This window comes from Promicromonospora sp. NPDC057488, assembly GCF_042802395.1.
In the GTDB taxonomy this organism is placed as follows: domain Bacteria; phylum Actinomycetota; class Actinomycetes; order Actinomycetales; family Cellulomonadaceae; genus Promicromonospora.
Window position 1 is genome coordinate 18,309 of the sequence record NZ_JBHVEG010000029.1, and the last position, 14,469, is coordinate 32,777.

General features: G+C 73.8%; 15 protein-coding genes. 5 read left to right on the plus strand and 10 right to left on the minus strand.

The window, feature by feature from the left end; translation table 11 throughout:
- Positions 1-27: 27 nt before the first annotated feature.
- The 7 genes from ACFU5G_RS08545 to ACFU5G_RS08575 form a co-directional block, all read right to left on the minus strand.
- Positions 28-261, minus strand: a complete 234-nt coding sequence (locus ACFU5G_RS08545) for a hypothetical protein (RefSeq protein WP_377242720.1) — start codon at positions 259-261, stop codon at positions 28-30.
- A 200-nt stretch (positions 262-461) separates the two neighbouring features.
- The gene (locus tag ACFU5G_RS08550; RefSeq protein WP_377242722.1) at positions 462-1,754 is read right to left on the minus strand and encodes a prolyl oligopeptidase family serine peptidase; all 1,293 of its coding nucleotides are present in this window, start codon (positions 1,752-1,754) and stop codon (positions 462-464) included.
- A 123-nt stretch (positions 1,755-1,877) separates the two neighbouring features.
- Positions 1,878-2,477 carry a pyridoxal 5'-phosphate synthase gene (locus ACFU5G_RS08555; RefSeq protein WP_377242724.1) on the minus strand — a complete coding sequence of 200 codons (600 nt, stop codon included), beginning with the start codon at positions 2,475-2,477 and terminating at the stop codon, positions 1,878-1,880.
- A 10-nt stretch (positions 2,478-2,487) separates the two neighbouring features.
- Positions 2,488-3,333, minus strand: coding sequence for an alpha/beta fold hydrolase (locus ACFU5G_RS08560; RefSeq protein ID WP_377242726.1), 846 nt, complete (start codon positions 3,331-3,333; stop codon positions 2,488-2,490).
- Between the two features lie 53 nt (positions 3,334-3,386).
- Positions 3,387-3,845 (minus strand): hypothetical protein, encoded by a 459-nt coding sequence (locus tag ACFU5G_RS08565; RefSeq protein ID WP_377242729.1) that lies wholly within the window; start codon positions 3,843-3,845, stop codon positions 3,387-3,389.
- A gap of 52 nt (positions 3,846-3,897) precedes the next feature.
- Positions 3,898-5,106, minus strand: a complete 1,209-nt coding sequence (locus ACFU5G_RS08570) for an MFS transporter (RefSeq protein ID WP_377242731.1) — start codon at positions 5,104-5,106, stop codon at positions 3,898-3,900.
- A complete protein-coding gene (locus ACFU5G_RS08575; protein WP_377242733.1) occupies positions 5,103-5,774 on the minus strand; it encodes a GntR family transcriptional regulator in 672 nt (223 codons plus the stop codon). Before ACFU5G_RS08575 ends, ACFU5G_RS08570 begins: the two co-directional genes overlap by 4 nt.
- Positions 5,775-5,891: 117 nt before the next feature.
- Between ACFU5G_RS08575 and ACFU5G_RS08580 the strand changes: the two genes are divergently transcribed.
- From ACFU5G_RS08580 to ACFU5G_RS08600, 5 genes are all read left to right on the plus strand, one after another.
- On the plus strand, positions 5,892-6,920 hold the full coding sequence (locus ACFU5G_RS08580; RefSeq protein ID WP_377242735.1) for a LacI family DNA-binding transcriptional regulator: 1,029 nt from the start codon (positions 5,892-5,894) through the stop codon (positions 6,918-6,920).
- Between the two features lie 95 nt (positions 6,921-7,015).
- Positions 7,016-8,473 (plus strand): ABC transporter substrate-binding protein, encoded by a 1,458-nt coding sequence (locus tag ACFU5G_RS08585; RefSeq protein WP_377242738.1) that lies wholly within the window; start codon positions 7,016-7,018, stop codon positions 8,471-8,473.
- Positions 8,470-9,420, plus strand: a complete 951-nt coding sequence (locus tag ACFU5G_RS08590) for a carbohydrate ABC transporter permease (RefSeq protein ID WP_377242740.1) — start codon at positions 8,470-8,472, stop codon at positions 9,418-9,420. Before ACFU5G_RS08585 ends, ACFU5G_RS08590 begins: the two co-directional genes overlap by 4 nt.
- The gene (locus tag ACFU5G_RS08595; RefSeq protein ID WP_377242742.1) at positions 9,417-10,304 is read left to right on the plus strand and encodes a carbohydrate ABC transporter permease; all 888 of its coding nucleotides are present in this window, start codon (positions 9,417-9,419) and stop codon (positions 10,302-10,304) included. The genes ACFU5G_RS08590 and ACFU5G_RS08595 overlap by 4 nt, the downstream gene beginning before the upstream one ends.
- Before the next feature lie 54 nt (positions 10,305-10,358).
- On the plus strand, positions 10,359-11,795 hold the full coding sequence (locus tag ACFU5G_RS08600) for a sulfatase-like hydrolase/transferase (RefSeq protein WP_377242744.1): 1,437 nt from the start codon (positions 10,359-10,361) through the stop codon (positions 11,793-11,795).
- A gap of 27 nt (positions 11,796-11,822) precedes the next feature.
- Here the strand turns inward: ACFU5G_RS08600 and ACFU5G_RS08605 are convergent, their stop codons facing one another.
- Genes ACFU5G_RS08605 through ACFU5G_RS08615 form a run of 3 tightly spaced genes read right to left on the minus strand, consistent with a single transcriptional unit; the run spans position 11,823 to position 14,437 of the window.
- Positions 11,823-12,767: an ornithine cyclodeaminase family protein gene (locus tag ACFU5G_RS08605; RefSeq protein WP_377242746.1), complete on the minus strand. Its 945-nt coding sequence runs from the start codon at positions 12,765-12,767 to the stop codon at positions 11,823-11,825.
- The gene (locus ACFU5G_RS08610; RefSeq protein ID WP_377242748.1) at positions 12,764-13,789 is read right to left on the minus strand and encodes a proline racemase family protein; all 1,026 of its coding nucleotides are present in this window, start codon (positions 13,787-13,789) and stop codon (positions 12,764-12,766) included. Before ACFU5G_RS08610 ends, ACFU5G_RS08605 begins: the two co-directional genes overlap by 4 nt.
- A gap of 48 nt (positions 13,790-13,837) precedes the next feature.
- Positions 13,838-14,437 carry a TetR/AcrR family transcriptional regulator gene (locus ACFU5G_RS08615; RefSeq protein ID WP_377242750.1) on the minus strand — a complete coding sequence of 200 codons (600 nt, stop codon included), beginning with the start codon at positions 14,435-14,437 and terminating at the stop codon, positions 13,838-13,840.
- Between the last annotated feature and the right edge of the window lie 32 nt (positions 14,438-14,469).

Below are 14,469 nucleotides of genomic sequence, written 5' to 3' on the forward strand. Positions count from 1 at the left end.
CCGCGCCCGACGCGGGGAGTGCGCTGGTCAGGCGGCGGGCTGCACCGGCCGGACGGCGGTGAGCCCTCGCTCCAGCATCTCGACGGTCGTCTCCGTGCCGACACCGGCGCCGTCGGCCTGGAGCTCCGAGATGATCTGGGCCGCCGCGACGCTCTCAGGGACGTGGGCGTCGTCGGCCGCGTCCCGCAGCACCTGCCGGGCCTCGTCGTCCTGGACGTCCCGCGCGACGGCGATGATGCACTTCGCCCGTTCGATAGCCACCTGTCCGATGACGTTGTCTCGGCTCATGGATGACATGCGGAACCTCCGGATCCGGCAAGGATCGAGAGCCGCTCCATGACCCCGAACTATTGACCCTAGGCCATCGGGCCTCGTCACCACCAGGTTCGGCCCCTCCGCCGCGGAGCGCGGCCAGGTGCCGGCGGCGACCACTCGCACGCCGTCGGCACCCGTCACCGGCGTCAGCGCCGCGTGCGCGCCATCCACTCCCAGACGCTCCGGCCCGCGTGCCGCGGGTCGTTGCGGGCCACGTAGATCCACGACCAGTGCCCGGGGTACGTGTTCCCGTCCCACGTGACGCCGTCGTACAGGCTCATGATCGAGCCGGCGATCCGTTCGTGGGCGTAGACGGTGTTGTCCTCCGGGTCCAGCGTCGTGTCGTCGGCCGAGGCGACCAGCCACGTCGGCGTCGTCATCGCCGAGAGCTCGGCGTCCGAGATGAAGTAGCCGCCCGAGCCGTCCCGCGGCCCGATGCCGCAGCAGATCGGCGTGGACGTCGCGAACCGGTCCGGGTGCTCGGCGACCATCTTGAGCGACATGTACCCGCCGTTGGAGCAGCCGACCACGTGGACGCGGCTCGCGTCGATCCGGTGCGCCGCCGCGACCTCCTCGATCGCCTCCAGGATCTGGGGCGCGAAGCCGTCGCCGTCCTGCATCCAGGCCGACGTCGCCTGCGGCGCGAGCACGTACGCGCCGCCGAAGAGGTCCTGCGCCTCCCGGGTGGCGAAGCCGAGCGCGCCCCGGTTGGCCCGCAGCTGCGCCTCGTTGTCGTAGTAGTCGTACCCGCCGGTCAGCAGCCCGCCCTCGCCGCCGCCGTGCAGCCAGACGACGAGCGCCGCGCCGCGGCGGCCGCCCCGGTGCCGGCGCTCGGGGGAGAACAGCCGGTAGTTCAGGCGCGACGCCGTCGCGTGGTAGGTGAACGCGTCGACCTCCGGGTCGGACAGGTCGCCCTGCCGGAACGAGTCGAGCACGACGACGCCGCCCGGACCCGGGCCGCGCAGCGGCTCCGCCTGCGTGACCGTGTGGTCCAGGTCCAGCAGCACGTTGCGGCCGAACGCGCCCATGTACTGCAGGGTGCCGCCGCCGTCGACGCCCCACCCGTGCTCCAGGTCGAGCGTGACCTCGCCGCGGCCGGTCCACCGCGCCCCGGTGACCACGCGGTCCTGCTCGTAGGCGACGTCGCCCGTGAGCGGGTTGGTCGCCACGACGTGCACGGCGAACGTCGACGACGTGAGCGACGACCGCTCCACGCGGTCCAGCGCGGCGGCGGAGACGACGAGCGAGGTGACCTGCTCGCCGCCGTCGAGCACCTCGGCGACCGGTGTGACCAGGGCGGCGCGGTGCCCCTTGCCTGTGGTGGCGACGGGGGCGCCCGCGGCGTTCGCGGCGTTCGCGGCCGGTGCGCCCAGCACGGCCGAGGCGCCGACGGCGGCGCCGGTGACGAGCAGGGTGCGGCGGGTGATCGGGGTGCGCATGGCAGAACTCCTTCGTTCGGGGCCAAGGGGCCGGCCCGCGCGACGATGCGCACCACCAGCCATCCGGGAGGCTAGTGAGCGGTGTCGGCGCACGTCAACGGGTCGCCGGCCGCGGCCACCCGCTCAGCCCGGCAGCGCCTCCTGGGTCCACCCGCGGGCGGAGCGGCGGTACCGGACCCGCCGGCTCGGGCCGTCGCCCGTCCCCTCCCAGAACAGGACGTCGACGGGCCGCACCGCGAACCCGGCCCAGGTCGGCGGCGGCTCCAGCACGGGATGGCTCGCGTCGAAGGCCGCCCACCGCCGCTCCCGCTCGGCCCGGGGCAGGGCGGCGAGCTCCGGCGTGTTGAGCCACGCGAGGAGCTGCAGGTAGCGCGACTGGCGGGCGAACACGGCCCGGCACGCCTCCGTCGAGACCTCCGCCGCCGCGCCGCGCAGCACGACCTGTCGCTCCCGCTCCGCCCAGCGGACGACGAGCGCGGCGCGCGGGTGCGCCCGAAGCTGGTCCGCCTTCCGGCTGCGCGCGTCGGTGTGGAACGTCACCGCGTCGTCGCCGACGGAGGTCAGCACCACCGTGCGCGCGTCCGGCAGGCCGTCGGCGTCGACCGTCGCCAGGGTCGCGAGCGGTCGTTCGGGGTCGTCGTCGGCGGGCGCCCAGAGCCGCAGCAGGGCGAACGGGTCAGGCGGGCAACGGCCGTCCTGGACGAGCCGGTCGTGGGCGTCCACCCGAACCAGGCTACCGAGGAGCCCGGAGGAAGGCGGTGACCAGCTCCGCCACTGCGGCGGGCCGCTCGGTGAGCATCGCGTGGCTGGCCTCCAGCTCCTCGACCCGGACGTTCGCGGGGAGTCCGGCCAGGTCGCGGCGGACGCCGCGGCGGAACGCCGCCATCAGCTCGCCGCCGGGCATGCCGGGCGGGTCCTGGGTCGGCACCACCACGAGCGCGGGGCAGTCGATCCGCCGCAGCAGCGGGACGGTGTCGCGGAACTCGGGTGTGTACCGCACCGCCGCGAGGAGCTCCGCCGAGGGCCGGGCGTAGACCTGCCCGTCCCGCTCGGTGAGCGACCGGGGCGGCATCATGGCCCGCAGCTCGTCCGGCAGCGGACGGCTCACGCCCGCGGCCTGCGCGTCGAACGTCGCCCGGAGCCGCGCCAGCTCCTGGTCGCGTGCGGCGGGGTCCATGCCGGGGTAGTTGCCGGGGTCACTCTCGGCGGACCGGAGCCCGTCGAGGTTGACGATGCCCGGGCACTCCCGGTGGCGCAGCGCCCACTGCGTGGCGAGCATCCCGCCGAGCGAGTGTCCGACCACCGTGGGGTTGCCGAGGTCGAGGTGGCGCACCACGGCCTCGACGTCGTCCAGTGCCTTCGCCCAGTCCCAGGGACCGTCTCCCGACAGGCCGTGGCCGCGCAGGTCCATCGCCACGGTGCGGTGCCCGTCGAGCCCCTGCCCGTCGAGGTCCAACGGGTCCCAGGCCTCCAGCGTCCCGCCGAGGCCGTGGAGCAGCACCACGGCGGGTCCCGTCCCCCCGTGGTCCCGGACGGCGAGGGGGATCTCGTGGCCGGTGATGACGAGGTCCTGCGGCATGGTCTCTCCTCCGTCGGTGCGGGCCGGCTCGATCGGGGCGGGCATCCGGCCGGTCACCCGGCCTGGTTCAGTCGGGCGTGGACGGACGTCGTCGTCACGCCGCCGTCGGGGTGGCGGTCGAGCTTGGCGCGCTTGACCAGGTCGTGGACACCCTGCCGGGTGATGCCGAGCATCGCCCCGGCCACGGCGAACGTGACCGAGTCGCGGCCGGGGTGGCCCACCCGCCTGGCCACCACCCGCCCGAACGCGGTGCCCCACCAGTCCTCGGGCGGGTCGAACACCGCGTCCCCGGGAAAGAGCGCCGCGATCAGTCGTGCGCAGGCGCGCACGGCCAGGGCCTGGTCGGGCCCCAGCAGCTGGGCCGCCCACACCTCGCTCTCGATCCGCAGGCGGTCGCCGACCGGCCCCACCAGGTCGGCGGAGCCGAGCAGGATCTCCAGGGGATCGACGATCCGCCGGTGGACCAGGGTCAGCAGCTCGCCTGCCAGCTCGACATGCTCTTCCGTCGTCACTTGACAGACTCTAGCAAGTAATTGACGAAAAGTGTCAAGTAGCGTCGAAGGGCTACTCCCAGCGCCGGTGCCGCGGCAGCGCCACGCTCACGACGCCCAGGCAGCAGGCGCAGAGCACCGCGACCACGGCCAGCGCCAGCACGTAGGACACCCCTGGCGCGAGAGCGGCCAGCAGCGTGGGCAGCAGGAACCCCGTGTAGGCGAGCGAGTAGTACACGCCGGTCATCCCGGCGAGGTCCCGCGGGGTGGCCATCGACTGTGCGATCAGCAGGCCGGAGACCACGCACACCCCGTACGAGCCGCCGAGCAGCGCCGCGACCGCGAACGCGAGGGCCGGCTGGCCCACCGCCGCCGCGACGGCGGCCAGCACCATGCCCGCCGTCATCCCGGACAGCCCGACGACCAGCGCGTGCCCGTGCGTCACGCGGTTGAGGTACCCGACGGTGGTCTGGGTCAGCGCCCCGGTGCCCAGGGTCACGACGGTCAGGCCCGTCGCGTACAGCGTCGCCCAGGACCCGAGGCGGTCCTCGACGACGGCGGGCATGATCGCGTAGGCCACCCCGGCGGCGGCGAACACCCACGGCGCGGCCGGGAGGATCAGCAGCCGGAACGCGCGCTGCCCGGCCGACGGCACCCGCAGGTCACGCCACCAGGGCCGCTGCGCGCGCAGCTCGACCGGCAGGCTCTCCGGCGCCCGGAGCAGCGGGCCGAGCGCCAGGAGGCACAGCGCCACGTGCACCACGTAGGGCGACTGCCCGGGCCAGGGCGCCCACTGGGCGATCGCCCCCGTGACCCCGGCGCCGAGCGCGAACCCCAGCGTCAGGGTCAGCGACGAGCGCCAGGCGCCCGCCGCGCTGCCCGCGTGCAGGTCCCATGGCGACGCCGAGAGCTCCTTGATCCAGCTCGACCCCACCGACATGCCGATGCCGACGCCGATCCCGGCCAGCAGCCGCCCGGCGCACAGCAGCACGAACGAGTCCATGCCGCAGGCGAGCAGCACGCTCGCCGCGATGGCGCTGACCAGCCCGGCGATCGCGACCGGCTTGCGCCCGTGCTGGTCGGACAGCGCCGCGGCGACGAGCAGGCCGGGGATCAGGCCGAACACGTACATGCCCAGGAGCAGGTTCGCCTGCCACGGCGCGTAGCCGCCGAGCGTCTCGTAGACGTGCAGCAGCGGTGTGAAATGGTTGCCGCCCCACGCGACGACGAACACCGCGGGCGCCGTCAACAGCCAGGACCGGCCCGTGTGCCGCAGGCTCACCGCGCCACCTCGTACCCGCTGTGCCCCTGGGCGAGGTGGCGTTCGATCTGCCGGACGAACCCGTCGGTGTCGGCGGCCTCGATCGCGTCCAGCAGGGCGGCGTGCTCGTCCGCGAACACGTCCAGGCGGCCGGCCGTCGCGCCGACGGCGAGGTAGGTGAGGCGGATCAGCCGGGGGCCCAGCAGCCGCGAGACCTCGTCGACGACGCCGCTGCGCTCGTGGTGGATGATCGCGGCGTGGAACGCGTAGTCCAGGACGGCGAAGTCCGTGGGCCGGGCGACGGCGTCGCGCTGCCGGTCCAGGATCGCCCGCAGCCCGGCGGTCAGCCGCTCCCGTGAGCCCGGGTCCGCGGACTCCAGCCGCCGCACCACGTTCGTCTCCAGCATGGAGCGGACCGACAGCAGCTCGTCCCGCTCCGTGGCGGTCGGCACCGTGACCAGCGCGCCCTTCTTCGGCGCGAGCGCCACGAGCCCCCAGACCTGGAGCGCGAGCAGCGCCTCGCGGACCGGCGTGCGGCTGACGCCGTGCTCGGCGGCGACGTCCACCTCGGTCAGCCAGGTGCCCGGGGCGATCCCGGCACTGACGATCTGCTGGGCGAGCTCGCCCGCCAGCCGCTCCGCGATGGACCGGGACGGCGTGGTCCAGGGCAGGTTGAGATCCTGTTGCATGCAACCATGCATACATCAGCGCGTACGTGGTGGCGAGCGGGCGACCAGCATGTGGTCGGCCGGCTGGGTGCGCGCCGGGTGGCTCCTGCCGCGCGGCGCTCGTGTGATCATGGGGCCATGACGTCCCTGGTCCGCGGCCGGCCCGCGACGGTGAAGGACGTCGCACGCCGTGCCGGGGTCTCGGCGAGCACCGTGTCGAACGTGCTCCACGGCCGCTCCAGCGTGGCCGGCGAGATCCGCGCCCGCGTCGAGGCCGCCATCGCCGAGGTCGGGTACGTCCCGTCGGCCGCCGGCCGGCTGCTGCGCAGCGGCACGTCCGAGGTGATCCAGCTCGCCCTGCCCGACATCCGCTCGCCCTACTACTCGGCCCTGGCCCACACGGTCATCCAGCGGGCCCGCGGCCTCGGGATGACGGTGGTCATCGAGGAGACGGGCGGCGTCGTCGAGCAGGAGCAGCGGGTGGCGAGCAGCCACCCGCACCGGGGCGTCGGCGGCACGCTCATCTGCCCGATGTCACTCACGAGCGACGACCTGGCCGAGCTGCGCCCCGAGCTGCCGACCGTGCTGCTCGGCGAGCACACGCGGGGCGACGCGTTCGACCAGGTGTTCATCGACAGCCGCGCCGCCGCGCGCGACGTCGCGACCCACCTCGTGGCGACCGGCCGCAGACGGTTCGCCTTCGTCGGCACCGAGCACGGCAAGGGCACCGGCCCGGGGGCGCTGCGGCTGGAGGGTGTGCGCGACGTGCTGCGCGCCGAGGGGCTGGACCTGCCCGACTCGGCGGTGCTCGGCACGCCCGACTTCGGGCGCGAGACCGGCGTCGCCGTCGGCGAGCGGCTTCCGGCGGGGGAGTCGGGGTACGACGCCGTGGTCTGCGCCACCGACGAGCTGGCCGTGGGCGTACTGCACGCGCTCACGGGCCGCGGCATCGAGGTGCCGCGGGACGTCGCGGTCACCGGCTGGGACGACGCGCCCGAGAGCCGGTACGTCACGCCGTCGCTCACGACCGTGGCGCACGACCTCGACGACCTCGCCGCCGCGGCCCTCGGCTTCGTCACCGCGCGCCGGGCCGATCCCGCACGCCGCCCCGGCCGGCACGTCTCGCCGCACCGGCTCGTGGTGCGCGACTCGACGCGCGCGGTCTGACGCTCACGCATTGACACCGCGCGGCCCGGCCCCCTACGTTCGAACGCAGCCGTGTAACGTTGCACGGCGCAGATGCAACGTTGCACGGAGGATGGATGAGGAACCTCGACCGCCGCACCTTCCTGGCCCTCGGTGGTGCCGCCGGCCTGGCCGGCGCACTCGGGCTCGCGGGCTGCGGCCGCTCCGGCCCGGCGCGCGACGTCGCCGGCACGATCACCTGGTGGGACCAGTTCCAGCCGCTGGAGGCCCTGCAGCGCGAGACCTTCGACGCCGTGGCGAGCCGGCTCGGCGTCACCGTCGACCACACCGTCTACGACCCGGCGGGCCTCGGCCAGGCCCTGCAGCTCGCGCAGCAGAGCGGCCAGGTGCCCGACGTGTTCACCAACGGGTACGGCGTGCCCGAGCTGGTCCTGGTCGAGAACGGCTGGGTGCGGCCGATCGAGCTGAGCCCCGAGGCCCGCGCCCGGTTCCCCGAGGGCACCCTCGTGGAGGGCCTGCACACGTTCGGCGGCGAGCTGTACTCCTTCCCGCTGTTCACGCCGCACCAGCACGCCACCCTGACCTGGTTCGACCAGCGGGCCGTCGAGGCGGCCGGGGGCGACCCGGAGCACGGGCCGCGCACCTGGGACGAGTTCCGGTCCCTGGCCGGCGCGCTCACGTCCGCGGGCACCTCGTCCGGCTGGATCGAGGGGCTCGCGCTGCTCGACCGGCTGCGCCAGCACGTGATCGACCTCGCGACCGGCGCGGGCGCGGTGCTCAGCTTCGCGGGCAACGGCGCCGACGCCCCCGGCGTCGCCGACGCGCGCACCGGGGAGTACCCCTTCGACTCCGCCGAGTTCCGCGACGTGTTCGAGTTCCTGGGCTCGCTGGTGCGCGACGGCGTCATGTTCCCGTCCTCGACGTCGCTCGACGTGCGCACGGCGCGCGCCCGCTGGGTGGGCGGCTCGGCCGGGCTGTTCTTCGACGGGCCCTGGAACGTCGGCGTCCTGGCGGGGCAGTTCCCCGACGCGCTCGCCACGCTCGGCCTGGCGGACATGCCCACGCCCGACGGCGTCGCCCGGGCGATGAACGGCCCGGTCGGCGGCTCGTTCTGGCTGTCGCGGACGTCGTCGGACGCCGCGGCCGCGAGCGAGATCCTGTCGCGGATGACCACCACGGACTACGCGCGGGGCCTGGCCGCCGCCATGGACCAGCCGCCGGCCGACGTCGGCGCGGTCGCCGAGGCCGACGTCCCGGAGGCCTACGTGCGGGCCGTCTCGCTCATGCGGGACAGCGTCCGGCTCGCGCCCAGCCCCGTGGCGAAGAACCCCGTCGTCGGCGCGGTGCTGTCCGAGATGAAGCAGATCCGGCCCAACCTCGGCGAGATCGCGCAGGGCTACCTCGGCGGCAACGTCGACGACGTCGGCGCCGAGCTCACGCGCTACCGCAGCCGCCTGGCGACCGAGCGCGACCGCGCCATCGAGGTGGTCCGCTCGCGCGGCCAGGAGGTCTCGCTCGACGACTGGATCTTCGACGAGAGCGCCGACCAGACCACCGGGAGCCCCCGCTCATGACCCTCGTCAGCACCCCACCCACCCGGCAGGCCGTCGCGCCCGCGCCCGAGCAGGGCCGAGGACGCCGGCACGGACCCTGGATCTGGCTGTTCCTGCTGCCCACCATCGTGCTCTTCGGGGCGTACACGGTGTGGCCCGCGCTGGCCAGCATCTGGTACTCGTTCCTCAACTGGTCCGGCTACGGCCCCGAGCGGCCGTTCGCCGGCTGGGCCAACTACCAGCTCGCGTTCTCCGACCCCCTGTTCTGGAGGTCGATCGGCGTCACGCTGCTGATCATCGTGGTCACCGTGCCGCTGCGGGTACTGCTGGCGCTCGTGCTTGCGATCTTCCTGAACGACCCGCGCCTGCCGTTCGCCCGCGTGCTGCGCACCGCGTTCTTCGTCCCCGTCGTGGCGACGACGGCGATCATCGGCATCGTCATGAACTTCGTGCTCGACCCGGCGGGCGGGCCCGTCAACCACGTGCTCGGCAACCTCGGGATCGGCCCGGTCGACTTCCTGGGCGACTCCTCGGCCGCGCTCTGGACCGTGATGGGCGTCCACTTCTGGAAGTGGCTCGGCCTGACCCTCATGTACTGGCTGGCCGCGCTGCAGACCATCCCGAACGACGTCCAGGAGGCCGCCCGGGTCGACGGCGCCACCGCCCGGCAGCGCTTCACGCACATCACCCTGCCGATGCTCGCGCCGTTCGTCGCCATCATCACCATGCTCACCATCGTCGAGACCATGCAGATCTTCGACCTGGTGCAGACCATGACCGGCGGCGGGCCGTTCTTCTCCACCCTCGTCACCGAGGTCTACATCTACCAGCAGGCGTTCGAGACGGCCCGGCCCGAGTACGGGTACGCCTCCGCCATCGGCGTGCTGCTCGGCGTCCTCACCCTCGTCGTGGTCGGTGTCGCCGCGATCGTCTCGCGGCTCATCGGCCGGAAGGGAGCGGTCCGGTGACCGGAACCATGACCACCACCATGACCACCACCACGACCAGGGGACTGGCCGCCATGACCCGCCGGCGGGCGGCCGGCTGGGTCCAGTTCGCCGTCCTCGCCGTGCTCGCCCTGGCCTGGGTCTACCCGCTGCTGTGGATCTTCGCGGCCTCCCTCAAGGACGACGCCTCGATCTTCACCGACGGCCTCAGCCTGATCCCGCACCAGTGGAACTGGCAGAACTACGTGGACGCCTGGCAGACCGCCGGGTTCGCCCGCTACACCCTCAACTCGCTGATCGTCACGATCGGCTCGGTCGTCGTCGTCATCCTGCGGTGCGCCACCGCCGGCTACGTGATCGGCCGGTACCGGTTCCGCGGACGACGCGTCGTGCTCGGCGTGCTGCTCGCCGCCAGCTTCATCCCCACCGGCCTCGCCATCATCCCGGTCGTGCGGCTCAGCACCGAGCTCGGCATCCTCGACAGCACCCTCGGGCTGATCCTCGCGCTCTCCGCCGGCGGCAACGTGGCCGGTGTCCTGCTGTACACGGGGTTCTTCGCCCAGATCCCCGACGAGCTCGAGCAGGCCGCCCACGTGGACGGCGCCGGGTTCCTGCGCACCTTCTTCAGCGTCATGCTGCCGCTGTCCGGGCCCATCACCGCGACCGTCGCCGTCGTCACGTTCATCGGGACCTGGAGCAACTTCTTCGTCCCGCTCGTGTTCACGTTCAGCGACCCCGACCGCCGCACCCTCGCCGTCGGCATGCTCGCCTTCCAGGGCACCAACTCCACCGACTGGACCGGCCTCGCCGCCGGCGCGACCATGTCGCTCGTCCCGGTCCTGCTCGTGTTCGTGCTGCTGCAGCGCTACTTCGTCGAGGGCATCGCCGGCGCCGTGAAGAACTGACCCGGCGCCTCCCGACGCCCCGACCCGCTCACCACCAAGGAGTCCCGCACCACCATGACCAGGCCCAACATTCTGCTCATCTGCACCGACCAGCAGCGCTGGGACGCCCTCGCCGCCGCCGGCAACAGCGCCATCCGGACCCCGAACCTCGACCGCCTCGCCGCCCACGGCGTCCGCTTCGACCGCTGCATCGTGCAGTCGCCCGTGTGCGCGCCGTCCCGCGCCAGCCTGATGACCAGCCGTTACCCGCGCAACCACGGCCTGTGGGCCAACGGCGTCGACATCGCCGGGAGCGAGCAGCTCTTCACCGCGGCGCTCGCGGCCGACGGCTACGACTGCGGCCTGGTGGGCAAGTTCCACCTCGGCTCGGCCTGGGGCGGGCGCACCGAGCCGCGCCTCGACGACGGCTTCCGGGTGTTCCGCTGGTCGCACGACCCGTACGTGCGCAGCCCCGAAAACAGCTATCACACCTGGCTCGAGGAGCGGTTCCCCGGCCTGCTCGACGAGACCCTGGCCCAGGGCGGCGACGCGATCGACCGGCTGCCCACCGAGGCGCACTACAGCCACTGGATCGGCGAGGAGGCGATCGACTACCTGACAACAGGCCGGGACAAGGCCAAGCCGTTCTGCTTCGTCGTGAACTTCTTCGACCCGCACCACGGCTTCGGCGCGCCGCCCGAGTACCGCGAGCGCTACGACGCCCAGGCGCTGCCCCGCCCGGTCGGGGGCCCGGACGACCTCGACGACAAGCCCGCGATCTACCGGGAGGCCTCGGCGCGGTCGTACGCGGGCAGCCTGCCGGGCTTCCAGGACTACACGGCCGACGAGATCCAGGGGATCGTCGCCGACTACTACGCCATGGTCTCCCTGGTGGACGACGAGGTGGGGCGCATCCTGGCCGCGCTGGAGGACGAGGGGCTGGCCGACGACACGCTGGTGGTCTTCACGAGCGACCACGGCGAGCTGCTCGGTGACCACCAGATGCTGCTCAAGGGCCCCATGATGTTCGAGAGCTCGGTGCGCGTGCCGCTCATCGTGCGCTGGCCCGGGGAGCTGCCCGAGGGCGAGGTCCGCGACGACCTGGTGCAGTGGATCGACCTCGCGCCCACACTGCTGGAGGCGGCCGGCGTCGACGCCCTCCCGCGGGCGCAGGGCTCAAGCCTGCTGGGTCTCGCGAGGTCGGGGCAGTGGGACGACGCGCGGGGCTGGGCGCTGTCCGAGTACCGCAACAGCTGCATCCCCTACGACGTGCCCGTGCACACCACGATGCTGCGCACCGACGACTGGAAGGTCGTGGTGCACCACGGCGCGCCGAGCACCGACCGCGAGCGGACCGGGGAGCTGTACGACCTGGTCAACGACCCGCAGGAGGTCACCAACCTCTGGGACGACGCGCGGTTCCGGGACCGGCGCGTGGGTATGCAGGAGCAGCTCCTGGACGTGCTCGTCGCGACGGAGGACCGCAGCCGGCGGCGGCTCGCGGACTTCTAGGCGGGCTGCTCCGGCCCCGCCCCGCGCCTACCTGCCCGCGACCGCCGTGGCGACCACGAGGTCCTCCCAGGACATCCCGGAGCTCTTGAACACGACGGGCCGGTCGGCCGGGAGCGCGACTGCCCCGGTGACGACGTCCGCCATCGGCACGAGGTCCGTCGCCGTGATCGCGCCCTCGGCGACCGCCAGGACGACGTCCCCGCACTCCCGCAGCGCGGTCGCGACGTCCTCGACGACGACGGTGGCGCGGCCCAGCAGGTCGGCGGTGAGCTCGCGCGCGTCGGGCTCGTGGGAGCCCACGGCGATCACCACGGCGTCGTCGCGCACCAGGGCGCCGTCGAACAGCGGCTCCCGGGCGGTGGTGGCGCAGACGACGACGCCCGCGGCGGCCGTGGCGCGGACCGCCTCGGCGCTGCCCGTGGCCACCACGCGCGTGAGTGGGCCGCCCGCGGCGACCCGGTCGGGCCGGCGGACCACCGCGGTGACGGTGCCGAGCGGGCGGTGCCCGGCGAGCGCGTCGCGCAGCGTGTCCAGGTGGCCGATGCCCTGGTGCCCGGCGCCGTAGAGCACCACGTCGAGCGGCGCGGTGGAGCGCCGCAGGGCGTCGAGGGTGGCGGCGACGGAGACGGCGGGCGTGCGCAGGTCGGTCAGCGCCGGGCCGTCGACCAGGCAGCGGGGCGTCAGCGTCTCGGCGTCGAACAGGATGTACAGGCCCTGGATGCGGGCCAGGCCGCGCGCCGGGTTGCCCGGCGCGAGGCTGAGCACCTTGATCCCGGCGTCCGCGCCGGCCTCGGCGGGCATGAGGAGCAGCTCGCCGTTCGTCAGCGGCTCGGCGATGCGCGCGTGGTCGGCCTCGGGCCGCAGGCCGGCCCGGAGCGCCGCGCGCAGCGCCTCGACGGCCCCGGCGGGCGCCAGCCGGTGCCGGACGTCGTCCGCGGTGAGGTAGGGGATCGTCCCGGGCTGCGCGGTCATCGCAGCACGAACCCGGGGACGAGGTCGTCGCGGGGGTCGACGACGAAGACGTGCTCGGCGGTCCGGTAGGCGGTGCCGGTGACCTGCGGGACGACGGCCGCCCGTCCCGCGACGTCGACCCGGTCCAGGACCATCCCGGTGAAGCGGGAGCCGACGATCGACTCGTGCCGCAGCGCGGCGCCGTCCGGCAGGGTGCCCCGCTCCGTGAGCGTGGCCAGCCGGGCGCACGTCCCGGAGCCGCAGGGGGAGCGGTCCAGCTCGCCGTCGGCGAAGATCGTGGCGTTGCGCTGCCGCGGCCCGGATTCGTCGTCGCCGGGGCCCAGGTCCTCGAAGACGATCGTCCCGTAGATCCCGCCCAGCCGGTCGTCGGTCGGATGGACGGCGTGGACGGACTCGTCGAGCGCCCACTTGATCTCGCGGCCGATCGCGATGATCTCGTCCGTGTGCTCCGGCGCCACGGTCAGCCCCACGCTGCGGGCGTCGAGCTGCGCGTAGATCGCGCCGCCGAAGCTCACGTCCACGGTGACGTCGCCCCGCGACGTGGCGACCGGGACGTCGAGCGCGAGCACGTAGCCGGGGACGTTGACGAAGTCGACCGCCGTCACCGTCCCGTCGGCGTCGGTGTGCACCCGGGCGGTCACCCGGCCGGAGGGTACGTCGATGACGACGTCGGTGGTGCCCGAGGGGTCCGGCGCCACCAGGCCCGTCTCGACCGCCCAGGCGCCCAGCGCGATGGTGCCGTGCCCGCACGCGGTCGAGAAGCCGTCCTTGTGCCAGAACAGCACGCCGAGGTGCGCGCCGTCGTCGTCGGGCTCGACCACGAACCCGCCGTACATGTCGGCGTGGCCGCGCGGCTCGTGGCAGAGGATCTGCCGGATCCGCTGGATCTCGGGCGACCCGATCGCGAACATCCGCTTCGAGGCGACGTCGTCGCCCTCGACGGGCACGGGCAGGGTGGTGACGATCCGGAACGGCTCACCGCCCGTGTGGTAGTCGACGGCCTCGTAGCGCTCGGTGCTCACTGGTTCTCCTTGGTCGCGTGGTGCTGCGGCGACGATAGCGGGCGGCGCTCAGGTGAGGGGATGGGCGGCGCGCAGCCGGTCGACGGTCGCCGTCGCGATCGCCCGGACGTCCGCCTCGCGCAGGGGAGCGGCCCGCTGTGCCGCGCTGAACGAGAAGCCCTCGATCAGGGTGAACAGCTGGAGCGTCTCGCGCTCGAACGTCTCCTCGTCGACGGTCCGGCCGGTGAGGGCGTCGCGCAGCAGCGTGCGTACCGCCTCGGCGCCCGTCACCGACGTCGCGGCGATGTCTGCCGCGAACTCCGGGTCGGTGCGCGCGAGCACCCGGTACTCGATGAACGCGGTGTGCTCGCGCAGCTCCTGCTCGCTGGTCGGGGCGGCGAACATCAGCACGTCCGCGATCCGGTCCAGCGGGTCGTCGGACCTGGGCAGGGCGCTGCGGGTGAGCCGCTGCGTCAGCACGCCCAGCGTGAAGCGCATGACCTCGCGGATGTTGTCGCCGAAGAAGTGCCGGATGCTCCCGATCGCGAGGCCCGTGCGCGCCGAGATCCGGGCCAGGGTCACCGCCCGCAGGCCGTGCTCGACGATCTCGTCGATCACGGCGTCGGCCACCTGCTGGCGCCGGGCTTCCGGGTCCACTCTCTTGGGCATGACCCCTTTCTAGCACTTTCTGGCACGGCCAT